Source organism: Arthrobacter sp. E3 (genome assembly GCF_017353415.1).
Lineage (GTDB): Bacteria > Actinomycetota > Actinomycetes > Actinomycetales > Micrococcaceae > Specibacter.
Genome location: NZ_JAFMPX010000034.1, coordinates 1 through 16,432 on the forward strand (window position 1 = coordinate 1; position 16,432 = coordinate 16,432).

The 16,432-nt window shown below is 60.9% G+C and carries 14 protein-coding genes; 7 read left to right on the forward strand and 7 right to left on the reverse strand.

What is annotated here, in order from left to right:
• Positions 1 to 1,718: PKD domain-containing protein (locus tag JMA46_RS13305; protein WP_207345831.1), on the forward strand; the 1,718-nt coding region annotated here is incomplete at its 5' end.
• 70 nt (positions 1,719 to 1,788) lie between these two features.
• On the opposite strand, the gene JMA46_RS13310 is transcribed toward JMA46_RS13305, so the two are convergent.
• Positions 1,789 to 2,508 (reverse strand): hypothetical protein, encoded by a 720-nt coding sequence (locus tag JMA46_RS13310; protein WP_207345832.1) that lies wholly within the window; start codon positions 2,506 to 2,508, stop codon positions 1,789 to 1,791.
• A 132-nt stretch (positions 2,509 to 2,640) separates the two neighbouring features.
• Between JMA46_RS13310 and JMA46_RS13315 the strand changes: the two genes are divergently transcribed.
• Positions 2,641 to 4,242 (forward strand): polysaccharide biosynthesis C-terminal domain-containing protein, encoded by a 1,602-nt coding sequence (locus tag JMA46_RS13315; RefSeq protein WP_207345833.1) that lies wholly within the window; start codon positions 2,641 to 2,643, stop codon positions 4,240 to 4,242.
• A 23-nt stretch (positions 4,243 to 4,265) separates the two neighbouring features.
• Positions 4,266 to 5,153, forward strand: a complete 888-nt coding sequence (locus JMA46_RS13320; RefSeq protein WP_207345834.1) for a sulfotransferase domain-containing protein — start codon at positions 4,266 to 4,268, stop codon at positions 5,151 to 5,153.
• Between the two features lie 14 nt (positions 5,154 to 5,167).
• Here the strand turns inward: JMA46_RS13320 and JMA46_RS13325 are convergent, their stop codons facing one another.
• Positions 5,168 to 6,364, reverse strand: coding sequence for an alkaline phosphatase family protein (locus JMA46_RS13325; RefSeq protein WP_247647296.1), 1,197 nt, complete (start codon positions 6,362 to 6,364; stop codon positions 5,168 to 5,170).
• A gap of 150 nt (positions 6,365 to 6,514) precedes the next feature.
• On the opposite strand from JMA46_RS13325, the gene JMA46_RS13330 reads away from it, so the two are divergent.
• The 4 genes from JMA46_RS13330 to JMA46_RS13345 are packed head-to-tail and all read left to right on the forward strand — an operon-like array spanning position 6,515 to position 10,292.
• Positions 6,515 to 7,846, forward strand: a complete 1,332-nt coding sequence (locus JMA46_RS13330; protein WP_348770166.1) for a cysteine desulfurase — start codon at positions 6,515 to 6,517, stop codon at positions 7,844 to 7,846.
• Positions 7,843 to 8,316: a Fe-S cluster assembly sulfur transfer protein SufU gene (gene sufU / locus JMA46_RS13335; RefSeq protein ID WP_207345835.1), complete on the forward strand. Its 474-nt coding sequence runs from the start codon at positions 7,843 to 7,845 to the stop codon at positions 8,314 to 8,316. Before JMA46_RS13330 ends, sufU begins: the two co-directional genes overlap by 4 nt.
• Positions 8,317 to 8,374: 58 nt before the next feature.
• On the forward strand, positions 8,375 to 9,739 hold the full coding sequence (locus tag JMA46_RS13340; protein WP_207345836.1) for a hypothetical protein: 1,365 nt from the start codon (positions 8,375 to 8,377) through the stop codon (positions 9,737 to 9,739).
• Positions 9,732 to 10,292, forward strand: coding sequence for an NUDIX hydrolase (locus JMA46_RS13345; RefSeq protein WP_207345837.1), 561 nt, complete (start codon positions 9,732 to 9,734; stop codon positions 10,290 to 10,292). Before JMA46_RS13340 ends, JMA46_RS13345 begins: the two co-directional genes overlap by 8 nt.
• A 34-nt stretch (positions 10,293 to 10,326) precedes the next feature.
• Here JMA46_RS13345 and JMA46_RS13350 read toward each other — a convergent pair whose 3' ends face one another.
• The 5 genes from JMA46_RS13350 to JMA46_RS13370 form a co-directional block, all read right to left on the reverse strand.
• Positions 10,327 to 10,776, reverse strand: coding sequence for a VanZ family protein (locus JMA46_RS13350; RefSeq protein WP_207345838.1), 450 nt, complete (start codon positions 10,774 to 10,776; stop codon positions 10,327 to 10,329).
• Between the two features lie 112 nt (positions 10,777 to 10,888).
• Positions 10,889 to 11,515: an LPXTG cell wall anchor domain-containing protein gene (locus JMA46_RS13355; protein WP_207345839.1), complete on the reverse strand. Its 627-nt coding sequence runs from the start codon at positions 11,513 to 11,515 to the stop codon at positions 10,889 to 10,891.
• A 173-nt stretch (positions 11,516 to 11,688) separates the two neighbouring features.
• Entirely contained in the window at positions 11,689 to 13,593 is a 1,905-nt protein-coding gene (locus JMA46_RS13360) for a DUF4012 domain-containing protein (RefSeq protein WP_207345840.1), read from the reverse strand.
• A gap of 2 nt (positions 13,594 to 13,595) precedes the next feature.
• Positions 13,596 to 14,909 carry a UDP-glucose/GDP-mannose dehydrogenase family protein gene (locus JMA46_RS13365; RefSeq protein WP_207345841.1) on the reverse strand — a complete coding sequence of 438 codons (1,314 nt, stop codon included), beginning with the start codon at positions 14,907 to 14,909 and terminating at the stop codon, positions 13,596 to 13,598.
• 43 nt (positions 14,910 to 14,952) lie between these two features.
• Positions 14,953 to 16,392, reverse strand: coding sequence for a sugar transferase (locus JMA46_RS13370; protein WP_210768744.1), 1,440 nt, complete (start codon positions 16,390 to 16,392; stop codon positions 14,953 to 14,955).
• Positions 16,393 to 16,432 lie beyond the last annotated feature (40 nt).

Genomic DNA, 16,432 nt, shown 5'->3' on the forward strand with positions numbered 1-16,432 from the left:
GTGGCACGGGTACTGGTGTCACGGCGACCCATACGTATGCGGCTCCCGGGCCGTATACGGTGAAGTTGACGGTCACGGATAACCAGGCTGCCACGGGCACTAAGAGCGTCCCGATCACGGCCACTGCACCTCCGGCGAATCAGGAGCCGACGGCGGCTTTCACTCCGGTGGTGACGAATCTGGCGGTGGCGGTGGATGCCTCGGCGTCCAGTGATCCTGATGGTTCGATTGCTTCTTATGTGTGGGACTTTGGTGATGGTGGCACGGGTACTGGTGTCACGGCGACCCATACGTATGCGGCTCCCGGGCCGTATACGGTGAAGTTGACGGTCACGGATAACCAGGCTGCCACGGGCACTAAGAGCGTCCCGATCACGGCCACTGCTGTCCCGGTGCCCCCGGTGGACACCGTAGTGGTGCCAGCCAAGTCCAGCTGGAGCTGGAGCTATTCCTCCACCGCTCCAGCCGCCAGTTGGAACACCCCGGGCTTCGACGCCTCGGCCTGGGCCACGGGGACCGCTCCGCTGGGATTCGGAAGCACCGGGCTGGGCACCAACATCGACGTGGCCCCGCCCACCAGCAGCCGTCCGCTGGCGGCGTACTTCCTCAAGCAGTTCACCGTCGATTCGGTCTCTGCCGTGCGGAAGCTGAGTATCAGCACGGTGGCTAACGACGGCGTGGTGGTGTACGTCAACGGCACCGAAGTGGGCCGGAGCAACATGCCGGACGGGACCATCACGTTCAACAGCTACGCGTCATCGGGGGTGAGCTCCAAGGTGGCCAACGCCAACCCGGTGGTGATAGTGGTGCCAACGGACCTTCTGGTCACCGGCACCAATACGATCGCGGTGGAGACACACATCAACTACCGGGCCACGAGTGATATGGGCTTTGACCTCAGTGCCACCCTCACCACGGGCGGCACGGTGCAAAACCAGAACCCGGTCGCGCAATTCACCTCGGAGGTCACCGGCCTGGACGTTGCCGTGGATGCCACGGGCTCCACAGACCCGGATGGCGCAGTGGTCGCCTACCAATGGGACTTTGGCGACGGCAACACCGCACAGGGTGCAACCGCAACACATGCCTATGCGAGCGCGGGAACCTACACGGTCACCCTGACGGTGAAGGACAACGAAGGTGCCACCAGCGCGACGTCGGACCCGGTCACGGTGGCAGCGCCGACCGGTCCGGTGAACGTCGCGGTCATCCCGGCCCATTCTTCCTGGAGCTGGCGCTACCAGGCGGGTGCACCTAGCAGCAATTGGAAGGACTCAGGCTTTGACGCCTCCACGTGGAATGTTGGGGCAGGAGTTCTCGGATTCGGCGTTACCGGGCTGGGCACCAACATCGACGTGCCGCCGCCCACTAACAACCGTCCGCTGGCCGCCTACTTCGTCAGCCAGTTCAATGTGGACACCGCTGCCAAGGTCACCAAGCTGGTCCTGAACACGGTGGCCGACGACGGCGCGGTGGTGTACGTCAACGGAACCGAGGTGGCACGCAACAATATGCCTGCCGGGCCGGTGACGTTCGGGACATACGCCTTGGTCGCCGTGCGGACGTCGGTGGCTAACGCAAATCCCCTAGTGGTTGATGTGCCGACGGCACTGCTGGTGGACGGCATCAACACCGTGGCTGTAGAAACACACGTCAACTACCGGGCCACGCCGGATCTCAGCTTTGACCTGAGCGCGGTGGCAACAGTCATTGACTAACTGCACAAGCGAATGTGCCGTTGCCCGGTCTCCCCGTGGGGTGACCGGGCAACGGCACGAAGAACCGGTCCTAACAGTCCGGATTGGCCGGGAAACTTTCATGGCTGACAAGCCACTTGCCGTCGGAGAGCACCACGGTGAGGATGTTCATGGAACGGTCCGCCGCGGTTCCCTGCCTGACCACGGTGCCGTCGGCGGTGACGACGTTGACCTTGGAGGAATCCACGCAGACATTCAGTGTGGCCTGCGGGGGAGTGGCGGACGGCTTGTAGCCGGTCACGGTCATGGAATCGATCGTCGGGATGCCCACCTGGTGCCAGCCGTTGTTGGCGAAGTCCTCGGCATTGGCCATCATGGCGTCATACGCAGAGCCGATGGCCAGTTCCTTAAAGATGGCGGGCGCCGGGGTGGCAGCCTGAAAGGCGAGGGTCTTAGCCTTGGCCGTCATGAAGTCCTTGATGCTGAGTTTGGCGGCCTTCGCATCTTCCGGTGGCAGCGGCACGGCCAGTACGGGCGCGGACGGTGTTGCGGCAGCGGATGCGGATGCCGCAGCGGGTGCGGAAGCCTTGGCGGAGGCACCCGTGGAGGGAGCTGCCGCAGTTGGGGAGGCCGCTGGTGGCGACTGGGAACCTGCGGCGGTGGAGGTGGCCGCGGAGGTGCCCGTCGTGGCCCTTCCGGTGGTGAGTGCAATGACAAGCACAATGATCGCAACCAACACCACTGCGGCGGATCCAACGATCCACGCGGTGCGGCGTTGTCTGTTCGGGGCGGAAGTATCGGGGTTGGACATGGATTTTCTCCTTGGAGAGTCCCGGTAAATCCGGAGGTGGATCGACAGGTTAGGTTCTTGTTTTCAACATCGTAAGCCGAAGAGCCGTTTTCGAAGTATTTTTTGTGATAACGATTGGTCTCAGGGGGAAACATGAGGAACCAGGAAGTGGGGGAACAGTCAGCCACTCGTGTGGTTGACGATTCCGGCGAGCATAAGGGGGAAATCCGGGAAGCTGCCCGGGGTGGGATCGTCAGCGTCGCGGGTGCCGGCACCAGCGCAGTCATGGGCTTCGCGCTGACCTTGGTTCTCGCCCGGACCTACGGGGATGCAGGCTCCGGCGTGGTGCTCCAGGCCATTGCGGTGTTCTCCATTGCCCTGGGCGTGGCGCGGACCGGGATGGACACGGCGGGGATCTGGATCCTTCCGCGCCTTGCACTCGCCGGACCCGGCAAGATTCGCGGTGCCGTCATGGCGCTGCTGGTTCCAACTGCGGTGGTAGGAACGGTCCTTGGCCTGCTGATCGGCTTGGTCCTTCCCCGGCTGGGCCTTTTCAGCGGTGAGTACGAAGGCCAGGTTACGGCCGCCATTCAGCTGGTCAGCTGGTTCCTGCCGTGCGGGGCTGTCATGATGGTGGCGCTGGCGGCCACCCGTGGACTGGGCAACGTGGTCCCGTACACGGTGGTGGGGGCCATCGCCGTCCCTGCCGCCCGCCCCATTGCCGTGTTGGTCGCGGCAGCCATGGGCGGGGCCGCCGTTTCGGCGGCACTCGGTTGGGCACTTCCCCTGGCCGCCGGAATGGTGGCCGCCCTCGTGGCGCTGTGGATACGCGTTAGGGAGCACGAACGCCGGGCCGGTGTCCACGGGGTCCTCGTGCCCGAGCGGGCGGTCCACCGCAGCATCTGGAAGTTCGCGCTGCCCCGCTGGTTCTCCTCGGGAATCGAACAGTCGATCGTGTGGTTTGACGTCATCTTGGTGGGCGCTCTGGCTGGCGCCGGGGCGGCCGGCGTGTACGGCGCCGCCAGCAGGTTCGTCACAGCGGGCCTGATCATTTCCACTGCCATGCGCATGGTCATCTCGCCCCGGTTCAGTGCCCTGCTCAGCGAGAACAAGATTTCCGCCGTGCAGAAGCTGTATTCCACCACGGTGACGTGGATAGTGCTGCTGGGCGTGCCGATCTACGGACTGTTCATGTTCTTTGCGCCCACCATCCTCGGCTGGCTCGGCGACGACTTCCAACGTGGCAGCACTGCCTTGATCATTCTCAGCCTGGGCGCCATCACCTCGCTGCTGGCAGGCAACGTGGACTCGGTGCTGATGATGAGTGGGCGCAGCGGGTGGATGCTGGCCAATAAGACAGTCGTCCTCGCTGTGAACATCGTTGCCAACATCATCCTCGTCCCACGCCACGGAATCACGGGCGCGGCTGTCGCCTGGGCCTTGAGCATGTTCATTGACGCAGCACTGGCATCCATTGAGACCCGGATCTTCATCGGCGTGCGCTTCGATGCCCCGCGGGTGTTCTATGCCTTGTTGGTTGCCGCTGTCTGCGTGGTGCCCCCAAGCGTGGGGGCCTTGTTCCTCATGGGCAATTCCGCTGAGGCCTGCCTGGCCGCAGGTCTTGGAACAGTGGTGGTCCTTGCCATTTGGTGTTGGCTGGATCGCCGCAGGCTTGGCCTGAAGGACCTGGCCCTGCTGAAAGGCCGGAACACGGCGAAAGCCGCACAAACCATCGATCTAGATAAAAAGTATTAATCCCACAGCGAAAGGAGTAAGTCATGGCTTCATTGACGCAGTTCAAGGAGGGTTCCCCTCGATGGATGAAGGATGCCGCGGACACCGTGACACGGGCCTATGCCCAGGGGACCGGAAAAACGCGGCCCAACCCCGACTTTTTGATCATCGGCACCAAGCGGGGCGGGACGACGTCGCTCTTTAACTACCTGCTGATGCACCCCGGCGTCCTGGGGCTCTTTCCCCAGCTCCGCGGCCGCAAGAGCACCGACTACTTTTACAAGGAGCGTGGCCGGGGGGACCAGTGGTATCGCTCGCATTTCCACACCGAAAGCTACCGGAAAATGATGGGCCTGAAACTGGGCTACCGGCCCGTGAGCGGCGAGGCATCTCCTTATTACCAGTGGGACCCGCGCGTGGCGCCCCAGGTGCGTGAACTGAACGCCGGCATCAAGGCCATCGCGCTGTTGCGGGACCCTGTGGAGCGGGCTTGGTCCCACCACCAGGAACGTGTCCATAACGGGGTTGAGCCGTTGGGATTCACCGAGGCCCTGGCCGCCGAGGACATCCGGCTGGAGGGGGAGATGGGAAAGATGCTGGCCGATCCGGACTATTACAGTTCATCCCACGACTTCTATTCGTATCGCAGCCGCGGAATCTACCTGCCGCAAATTCAGAACTGGCACGCGTCGTTCCCTAAAGAGCAGCTCTTGGTCCTGCGCAGCGAGGACATGTACAAGGACGTCCAAGGGACCTTTGACGTGGTGTGCAACTTCCTGGAAATCCCGACGCACAAACTGCCGGACACGCGGGTGTTCAACGCCATCGCAACCTCGAAAATCCCGCTCGAGGCACGGGAAGCGCTGACGGAGTTCTACGCCCCGCACAACGCTGCGTTGGCAGAGTACCTGGGCCGGGAACGGCTCTGGTAGGCCCGGTGCCGGCGCTACTGCTTGTTGTAGACGTCGGCACCGAACTTGTTCAGCGACGTGACCTGGGCGTACCCGATGTACGGCAGCGAGAAAATGTCCTCAATGCTGGCCAGGAGGCTGTAGTGGTTGTACACCACTTGTGAGGACGTGCCGGGTTGGACCAGAGGGGAGAGGATGAGGGCACCAACCCGCCCTCCGCCCTCACCAAAGATCCCCGGCAGCGGCGCACCCGGCCCCTGGTCCAAATCGTCTGCGGAAGCGCTTCTGGTCGCCCCGGAGTCATCCGGCTCCCGCTCGCCGTCGCCCTCGTCAAAGGTGATGACCAGCATCCCGTCCTTCTTGTACGCGGGGGAGTCCATGATGCGCGGAACCCACACCTTCAGCCAGGCATCCGCGGCCTCCAGCCCGCCGTAGCGCCCGTCCACGCAAGGGTTGTCGTGCCCGTCATTGCACAAATTGGGCGTGATGAAGGAAAAGTTGGGTGTGGTGGCGACACTTTCAAGGTCTCCGGGCAAGGCATCGAGGTTGACCACGTTCTGCTCGCAGGTGGGGGAGTTGATGATGTTGGCAAAATACATGAACGGGTTGTGCCGGGTGACGTACTGGTTGCCGACCTTGGCACGCTTGTTGGGGTCGGCTGTGCCGGGCTCCGGGTGCAGGCACGGCTTGGCCATGTCCTCCATGTAGCCCCTCCAGGTCAGTCCATTGGACTGGAGCTGACCCACGATTGTGGGGATGGCCTTGGGGTAGATGCAGCCCTTGCCATCAGCCTGACCGAAGACGGAGGTTGTCTGGGCGGAGAACCGGTGGAACACGGCGCAGTCGTTGGCCGTGTTGACGTTAGGCCCCTGCCCGGAGATCTGGGCAATGTAGTTGGGGAGAGAGCTGTGGTAAATGGCATAGTAGTTTTCCAGCAGCACACCTTCGGAGCGCAAGGTCTGGGAAAGGTAGGGGGCCAGGGAATCCTGCCCCCAGGCACGGTGGTAACCGGTGTTTTCCAAGTTGATAATGAACACGTGTGCGGGCTTGGAATCCTGCTTCAGCGTTCCGGGCTCCGGTGATGCGCCGGGCGAGGAATCGGGCCGAAACACCATGACCAGGCCAACCACTGCGGCCACCATGGTCAAGGCAAGTAGAGTGGCGAGCAGTTTGAACCTGCGGGAACGCTTGAATGGCGACTCCCGCCATGTGGCGATTCCCCCCAAACGCATGGGTACGTCCGTTCATCTAATAGGGAGCGCAGCGCGCTGGACCGTGTTTCAATTTGTAGCACCATGGGAGCGTGGCGTCCACACGTGGCAGCCGGGGCGCTCCGAGTGGGAGAATGAAGTATCAATGACAAGCATCTTGGAGCCGCCGCAGTGACTGTTCTTTCCCGCCAAGCCGGAACACACACCCTCAATGAGCCGTTGACGGATGGTGAGGTCCTGCGCATCCGCAATGACTTCCCCATCCTGGACCAAGACGTCAACGGACACCCACTCGTATACTTGGATTCCGGTGCAACCTCCCAAAAGCCTATCAGTGTTATGGAGGCCGAACAGGAGTTCTACGAGCAGCGTAACTCCGCCGTGCACCGAGGCGCCCATACGCTGGCCGTCGCCGCCACCGACGTCTTTGAGGACGCGCGGGCCACTGTGGCAGCCTTCATCGGTGCCGAGGGCAACGAGCTTGTGTGGACGCAAAATGCCACAGCCGGGCTGAACCTGATTGCCTATTCCTTTGGCAATGCCAGCGTCGGTGCCATCCCGGAACAAGAGAAGAAGTTTGCCCTCACGGCAGGGGATGAGGTGCTGGTCACCGAGATGGAGCACCACGCCAACCTGATCCCCTGGCAGGAGCTGTGCCGCCGCACCGGCGCCACGCTGCGCTTCATCCCGGTCCACGATGACGGCACCCTTGACATGGAAGCCGCCGCCACGCTCCTCAACGAGCGCACAAAGGTCTTTGCGTTCACCCACGTCTCCAATGTCACCGGCGTCATCAACCCGGTGGCCGAATTGACGTCGATGGCCCATGCCGTGGGCGCCTTGGTGGTCCTTGACGCCTGCCAGTCTGCCCCCCACCTGCCACTCGACGTCAAGGCCCTCGACGTGGACTTTGCCGTGTTTTCCGGCCACAAGATGCTCGGGCCCACCGGCATTGGTGGCCTGTACGGCCGTGCTGAACTGCTCGATGCCATGCCCCCGTTCCTCACGGGCGGGTCCATGATCACCACCGTCACCATGGATCAAGCGCAGTACTTGCCCGCCCCGCAGCGCTTCGAAGCCGGCACCCAGTCGATCTCCCAGGCCGTAGCTCTGGCCGCCGCCGTGAACTACCTGGAAGAAACCGGCATGGCACGCATCCATGACTGGGAAGCGGCACTGGGCCAGCGCTTGGTGAGCGGGCTGGAAGCCATCGAGGGCATTCGTGTCCTGGGGCCGGCGTCGGGCATTCCCCGGGCAGGGCTGGCATCCTTTGAGGTGGCAGGGGTACACGCGCACGACGTCGGCCAGTACCTTGACGCTGCCGGCATCGCCGTGCGCGTGGGTCACCACTGCGCGCAACCGCTGCATAGGCGGCTGGGGTTGAGCGCCTCCACCCGCGCCAGCGCATATCTGTACAACACCAGAGCCGATGTTGACGCCTTCCTGACGGCCGTGGCCGGGGTGCGTGGCTACTTTGGCGTAGAAGTGGAGACAACACCGTGAGTGCATTGGATTCGCTGTACCAACAGATCATTTTGGAGCAGTCAAAGGCTCGCCATGGCGCGGACCTGGCCAACGATCAGCTCCAGGGGCAGCATCTGCCCCCGAACGTGGGGCAATGCCACCAGCTCAACCCCGTGTGCGGGGACGAGATCACGCTGCGGCTGGAGACTGAAGACGGCGGCGCCGGACGCACCGTGTCGGGGATCCACTGGGCCGGGGATGGGTGCGCCATTTCCATGGCGTCGGCCTCCATCCTCAGCGAACTGGTGGTGGGCCTGGGAGTTGAGGAGGTCACGGGACTGATCGGGAACTTTCGCACATTAATGCGATCCCGCGGCAAGCTGGAGGCGGATGAGGAGATTCTGGGGGATGCCGCGGCACTGTCGGGCGTGTCCAAGTATCCAGCCAGGGTCAAATGCGCAATGCTTGCTTGGGTGGCAGCGGAAGATGCACTGAACCAGATCACCTAAGCCCAGACTCTGTGACGGCTAAACGTTGGCTGCAGGGATTTCCGGAGAGGACATGCCGATGGCGGAGACGCACGGGCAACAAGCACTGGTCTTTGATTTTGACAGCATCCAGCAGCGGAGCCTCTGGGAGATGGAAACCAATGTCCCCACAGATGCGCACCAGTTTCCTCCGGCCTCTGTTACTCAGCGTTTTTCAGGTCTGTTGCGCACGGCGGATATACTCACCCACACCATATTGGTTCCGGATGCGCAGTTGCTGGACGGGGCGCTCTTCATGCACCATGGCCCGGAAGCGGTCAGGTCCCTGCTGGGGAGGAACAGCCACGAGCGGCTCGGCCTGGTTGTTGTTGCTCGTGACGCTTCCCTGGCTGAATGCCTTCGCAAGATGGTGTGCGGTCGAAACGAGGAGGCCACCGTGCTTGCCGTCTTCGAATTCTCCTCTTTGGCCGTATTTGGCCTTGATCCAAGAAGAATTGCAGAGGCTGTCAGTAGGCGGCCCAGCCGTCGGCTGCGGGATTGCCACACTGATGACGTACCTGAGGTGGTGGCTGCTGAATTCCAAGCGGCTGCCGAAGGCCTGGGCCCACTCGAAGAAATCCAGCATCCCACAGGTGTGTTTGCTGCCATGGCGCTCCGCTGGCGCGACTGGATTGCGGCTGTGGCAAAAGACCCACAAACGATCCGCGTTTGGGACAGCCGCAAGTTTGACATGGAATTGGCCTTCGCTCGCCGTCAGGTGCCTCCTGCCATTGAGCAACTCGATGATCACGCGAATGAATCAGGTCGCGGAACTATTGCAACGTTGAAGGGTCTTCGAGGACGCAGCAGCATGCTCGCCACGCTGGCGGCATTGGAAACCCAGGTGCCCCCAGAGACTATTGGATTGATGGATTCATGGTGGTCCAGCGTCTACTTTGATGCTCTCGCCCGGCAGCACGAATCCAGTTGGCTAAAGTTGCAGAATACGGACGCCGAGGCCTTTGACATGGCGTCGAGTCAGGCAGTGGGCACAACCACGCTTCAGTTTGAGGGGAGCTTGATCGACGTCCTCGGCGAGATGCCCGCAAGCACATTCGCACTGGCCAAATATTCAGCAAGAGTGGCTATTTCCCGGTGGGTGGACTCACCGGTCGCGCGGCATTCAGACGGCTTGGCCTTTGCCATCATGAAATTTGTTGAGCCGGTGGACAGGCAGGAGACCATGCGCAACTTGTGGAGACAAATCTCCTTTACCTTGGTCCCTGGTGTCCTCGGTCTGGCTGCAAGTTACTTCTTCTCAGCTGTTGCCGGTATTTGGGCTGTAGTGGTGGGAGCTGTTGGGGTGCTTTTGACCACTCCGATTTCCGAGCTTGTTGAGCTGCACACATTGCGCAGTAAAAAAATGAAATCTTTCATCAATATCCCAGGAGGAGTCCATGACTGAAGTCGGACTGAGCACGGTAGTTTACGCTTGGGCGGGCCCGCCCTGTATCAGAGTGACCACGCAGTCCGTAAAACACAACGGCAAGCAGTGGCTCCAACACAAAGTGGAAGCCGACGAAGGCGGAATTGGTGCGGTTGCCGTCGTGACGTTCGCGGGCAAGCATCTGGTTGTGGACCATTTTCGTCCTGCAATAGGCAGAACGCTGACGGAGTTCCCGCGCGGATTCGGTGGGGCGCCAGCAATTGAAACTACACCTGAGCATCAGGCCTGCGTAACCGGTGCGCGCGAACTGCTGGAAGAAACGGGAATTGCAGCCTCCACTACCGAATTTCTGGGCTACATTTGGCCGGACAGCGGGATACTGGGCAGTAAAGTGGCGGTTATTGCTGTGGCCGCGCAATCAGCCGAGGCCGTTGGCGTCCACGATGGCGAAACTGACGGGCATCGCTGGATTAGTCAGAAAGAATTGGAAGGTGCCATCCGTGCCGGTGAAATCTCTGACGGGATAACGCTGGCTGCCTACGCGCTATGGCAGGCAGCAGAAGCCGCATGATCACTGGACCGGAAAGTGAAGCTGGTTCTTCAGCTCAGGCCCTGTCGGTAGGACGCAGTGTGCGGTGTCGCAGCAGCCGCCACACGAACAGCACCAGTAGTGCTCCGAGGAATGCCCCGGAGGTATTGGCCACAATGTCGCTCCAGGTCGGCACGCGTTGGGGTAGAAACAAGCCTTGGGCCAGTTCCACGGCGCTTGAGACCGTCGCTGCGATGACTGCCGCCAACAACCACCAGCAGCGGGGCAGCCGAAGGGTCAGGATGACGCCGAAGGGCACGAATAAAAGTATGTTCGCAACGAACTCGATTTTCCTGTAGTTCACTACCCGTCGGGGAACGCCGTGGTCGCGCAGCCACTGGATGACTTGCATCAGGGCACTGTCAATCGGCCTGTCCACTGGGGAGGGCCAGAACAGGATGCCAGCCAGTGCAAGAAAATAAACAACGGCTAGAACGGTTGACACTTTGTGGCTGGTTGTACGCACCCACCCAGTCTAGTGAAACCCACGGAATACGCCCGGAACGTGGTGATGGCCCGGAGCAGCTGCTCCGGGCCATCACCACGTTCCGGGCAACCCGGTCATGTTTTTGTTGCTGCTATGCGTTGGCGGACTCGCGGTTGCGACGGCGTGAAACCACCACAGTGCCCACGCCGGCGCCCAGCGCGCCCACGCCAATGATGGACCAGACCAGCACGCTGGTGTCCAGGCCGGTGGAGGCCAAACCATCCTTATCACCGGCAACGTTGTTGCCCGAGTTGGATCCGTTGTTGCCAACACCGGCGTCAACGCTGGCCACTACCTTGACAACCTGGCTGACGGTGACACCCGAGGTGCGGCCCTTGGCTGTCAGCGTGTAGGTGCCTGTCTGCTCCAGTGTGATGGGAGTCGAGAACGCGCCGTTGCTGTCAGCCGTAACAATAAAGGAGGACGGTGCCGCAGGCTTGATGATCATGGGCACTGATGCGGAAATACCGCCACCCATTGATCCGATGGCCCCGCCGGCAACAGGGCTGGTCTGTGTGACGGTGATGTCGATGATCTCACCGGCGATGAAACCAGAGCCGCTGAAAATAACGGCTTCGCCGGCAATCACGGTGCCGGTGGAAACGGTGGAGCTGGGTGCGCCTGCCGGGTAGTCATTGGGAGCCGCCTGGGCGGCGACTGAACCAGCGGACAAAGTGATGAGGCTGGCAAGTGCAACGCCTGCAAGGATTTTCTTCAAGGTAATTCCCCAGATTCTAATATATTTGATCGCCGGTTCCCCCGTTGAGACTGCGATTTATTGAAACATTATCAGTTGACAGCGCCGATACCAAACGAATGGATGAAAGTTTCACCGTTTGGACAGTGCTGCATTGTTTAGGAGTACAGCAGCCGTGGATCGTTTATGAATGATTAATTTCCAGGGCACCCCTTGGCCTTTTGTTCGGGCAGGACTACGTCCGATTTTTGTTGAATGGTGGGGGTGACGCGGAGCTGCGCAGGGTTGGTCTGGACCACCTTGGAAAAATCAACTTCGATGGTCTTTTTCTGCCCGGGCGCAAGCTGCACCCGCACTACCCCAACAGGTCGCTCAGCATGGGTGTGTGAAGCGATCCCTACGCTCTTGCCGTCAACCCGGGCCTGCTGTGCACGTGCCTGTGACGGGCCATAGGCCACCACGTTGGTGGCAACGCTACCGCTGGGAATCCCGAATACGGCGTTGCCTGTCACGTAGGCAGGCAACGCCGTGGCTGCGTCGGCAGGTGCCGTATTGGTCATGGTGATTTTGGCTGTGTATTGGGCGTAACCGTCGGCATTGCAACGCTGCACCAACTGCACAGTTCGCTTGACGTAATAATCCATCTTGGCGCCTGTGCCGTCGTTGAAATAGACGCCGAAGCCCGCTGCGGGAACACTTGGACCGGAAATGGCACCGCCAATGCCTTGGGTCCCAAGGATTGCTTGTTCGTCGCTGTGGGCGGACCACATCAGGATTCGATTCTCGCTGACGCCTGTGGCCAAGGACTGGACTAACTTGTCGCCGGGGGCATTGCCAGCTGCCACCATGTCAAAGACGTTTTTCGCAACCTCTGCAAAGTAGGCGTCCTGCAGTGCGGGTTCCTGGATTTCGGCGTAGACCTGCGAGAGAAGCACGGGTACCAAATTTGTACTTGTCAAGTTTGTGGGCAGATCGCCGAAGCCAGCGCGTTCTGGAAGAGCAGTTGCCACGTTGATGGGACCGGTTGCTTTCAGAACCAATGCGAGGGCCACCGGGTCGATGGAAATGACTCCGTCAATTGCTTGGTCGGGGTGGCGTTGCAGCCACATGGCCCTGGCCGTTGACGCGGCGGTAGGGAAATCGGGAGTCATGTTGACATCCTGCATGTAGCTGCCCATGCGGGTGGAGTAAATGGTTTCCTGTGCAGCGTCCACCTTGACCGGTGGGGTGAAGCTGCCCATGGCGCTGGCTGAGTCCTGGGCTGTGAGGGTTATCTTGCCGTTTTCCGCATGCAGCTGGGCAAGAGCGCCAGGGATGCCGCCGCTGGAACGGACCTCAGCATTGTTTTGAATCAGCAGCAGGTAGTTTCGAGGGCCTTCGGTCCCCATCATGGGTGGCAGCAGCTGAGCTGCATCGGATGCGGTTGAAAGTACTCCCCTCAACTCATCCAGCTGAGTCTTGGCGCTTTGCAGGGGCGCAGCAATCTGGGGGAGCAGCGCGGCCTGATCAATCCCAGCAAGTCGTTGGTAGGAAAGTTCCACCGAATTGGCGGCCGCAACCACGCTTGGTGCAGCCTTTTGCAGCGGTGCCAGCGGGACAGCTCCGTTCACGGGTGTCAGTGATTTCCAGTCCAAGGATTCGAAAGCACCAACGAGGGGTTGAGCGGCCAAGCGGGTCACGTCATCGGCAGTGGTTGCCACCTCCGAGGCTGCCGTGAGATTGTGGCCAATCCAGGGCAGCCCGCTGGCAAGCTTCCATAGAGGGTCATTGCTGGCCGCTTTGGCGGCCGCTGTGTGCTCCGAAAGTGATGCCACGGTGTTGGAGGCCCGGGCCACGTCATTGGCCAGCAGTTCTTTTTTCAGTTGAGGCAGAAGCTGCGTGGTGGCCTCAAGGTTGCCCCTGATCTGGCCGGCACGGAAGCCGATCCACGCAATGGCTCCACCCAGCAGCACCAACAAGGCAAGTGCACCCACACCCCACTGCAGTAGGCGCCTGCGCAGTTTCCGCCGGCTAAGCGACGGCTGCACGGTCCTGCGGACTCGTTCAGTGTCGTTTCGGGGATACTCGTTTGGCTTGTTCTCCCCATCTGTACCGGACATGGCTACGGACGTCCCATGCCGCGGTAGGTCCATCCCGCGGCTCGCCATTTGCTCGGTTCCAGCACATTTCTACCGTCAAGAATCTTGGGGCTCCGCACTTGGCTGAACACCGCATGAGGATCGAGTTCGCGGTACCGCTGCCACTCCGTCAATAGAAGTACTACATCGGCGTTCTGCAGGGCCGTTTCAAGATCGGTTTCATAGTTCAATTCCGGAAAACGACGGGCGGCGTTGGCTAGTGCCTCGGGGTCAGTGACGGTCACCACTGCACCTTGGAGTTGCAACTGAGCTGCAATGCTAAGGGCAGGGGAGTCCCTGACGTCGTCGCTGTTGGGTTTGAAAGCGGCACCCAGAACTGTGATGCGCTGACCCAAGAGTGTTCCGTCGCAGATCTCGCGGGTCAGTTCTACCGTCCTGGTGCGGCGGCGCATGTTGATGGCATCCACCTCGCGCAGGAACGTCAGGGCCTGGTCCGCCCCCAGCTCGCCCGCACGGGCCATGAAGGAGCGGATGTCCTTGGGAAGGCAGCCCCCGCCAAAACCGATGCCTGCATTGAGGAACTTTCGCCCGATCCGCTCATCCATGCCAATGGCGTCCGCCAGCAGTGTCACATCAGCACCTGCAGCTTCGCAGACTTCTGACATGGCGTTGATGAAGGAGATCTTGGTGGCTAGAAATGAATTGGCTGCGGCCTTTACCAGCTCCGCAGTGGCGTAGTCCGCCACCAGCCGCGGGGTTCCACAGTCCAGCGAGGATGCATAAACCGCGTCCAGCACCGCGACCGCCGGATGGTCTTCGGCGGCGCCGGGAACGCCGTACACGAACCTGTCCGGTGCCAGGGTGTCCTGGACTGCATGTCCTTCGCGCAAAAACTCAGGGTTCCAGGCAAGATGAGCCTCGGGCTGGTGTTCTTGGATGAGTTCTGCCAAGCGCTCGGCAGTTCCCACTGGCACGGTTGATTTGCCCACCACCAGCTCGCCGGCACCCAGATAAGGGACCAAAGCAGTGGTGGCGGCATCCACAAATCTGAGATCGGCAGCCTTTTCACCTTTCTTTTGCGGTGTTCCAACACAAATGAAGTGAACGGCACTGCCGGCGGCTGCTGACATGTCAGTGGTGAACGTGAGTCTGCCAGTGGCCTGGACCTCGCTGAGAAGATCCTCCAGTCCGGGCTCAAAGAAGGGCGCACGAGCTGCGGAGAGTTCTGCAACTTTGTGTGGATCGACGTCGATGCCGACCACGTCGTGGCCCAACTTGGCCATGCACGCAGCATGCACGGCGCCAAGATACCCGCAACCAATTACTGAGATTTGCATTGAAAGAACTTTCTGCTCAAAAGAAAAAGACTAAAAATAAGGCTTAGTACGCGCCGTCGCGCCCGAAAACGGCGCGGGCGGTTCGGAAAAGAATCACCATGTCCCCGGCCATGGACCAGTTTTCCACGTAATACAGATCCAACCGGACAGAATCCTGCCATGACAGGTTGGACCTTCCGCTGACCTGCCAGAGCCCCGTGAGACCTGGCTTGACCAGCAGGCGGCGGCGCACATGATCCTCATATTCGGCAACTTCTGTGGGCAGCGGTGGGCGGGGACCAACAAGGCTCATTTCGCCTCGCAGGACATTGATCAGCTGGGGCAGCTCGTCCACGCTGAAGCGGCGGAGAATGGCTCCAACGCGGGTCACACGGGGATCTGTCTTGAGTTTGAAGAGGAGGCCACTCCCATCGTGGCCTGCCTGGAGCTCGGCCAGACGGTCCTCTGCATCCACACCCATGGACCTGAATTTGACCATGTAGAACGTCTTCCCGAGTATGCCAACCCGTTGCTGTTTAAAGAACACCGGACCGGTGCTGTCAGCTTTGATGAATGCTGCAACTACCAGCATGAGTGGGGAGAAAACCAGCAGTAGAAGTCCAGAGAGTGACACATCGAAGAGACGTTTGGCTACACGCTTTCCGCCTTCAAGCCTTGGCGTGGTGACGTGGATGAGGGGGAGCCCAGCCACTGGACGGGTGTGAATGCGTGGACCGGCAATATCGGTCAATGCGGGGGCCAAGATCAATCCAATACTGGCTGCGGATAAAGCCCAGCCTAATTGGCGCATAGTCAGGGGACTGAGCCGAACACCTGTTGTGACTGCCACTGCATCCGCGCCGCAGGCAACCACTGCCTGCTGGATACTGGCAACAGACGGTGCTGTTCCAAGAATTGGTAAATCCACTGCATCGTGTACAGATTGCTCCTCGTGGCCAGGCAGGTGAACGGCCACCGGCAAGTAGCCAGCCTGGGGTTGTCGGCGCAAGGCCTGCACCAGGTGACCAACCGCTGCTGGGCCGCCCACCACCAAAATTCGGGAGGCACTTCCACCGCGGCCACGTTCCAAGCTCAAATGCTGGCGTAGGACCCACCTGCCAGCGATCAAACCCAGCGTTCCAGTCGGGAATGCTATACCCACATAGCCGCGCGCCAAGTCAAGCTGGAGTGCGTAGGAAATGATGGCCAACACGCCAAACAGCCACAAGCTCGCGGCAAAGACTCGTTTGTATTCTTCGGGACCGGAACCGAGGATGCGTGCTTCGCGAGTACCCCATGCACTGAGCATCAGCCACCACATGCACGGAAGAAGCACGGATACCGTGAGATAAGAACCAATGGGAGTGCCGGCAATGGGATTGGTCCATGCCGGGGTGAGTCCAAATCGGAGCAAGTGCGCCCCGATAACGGCCCAGATTACAATGGCAGCATCCACAGCCCCAATGCGGCGCGAATAGCGTGTGCGCCAGTTTGTTGAATTCAATTATTTCCCCAGAGTGCGTACGTGCGAGTGGAAGGCTGCG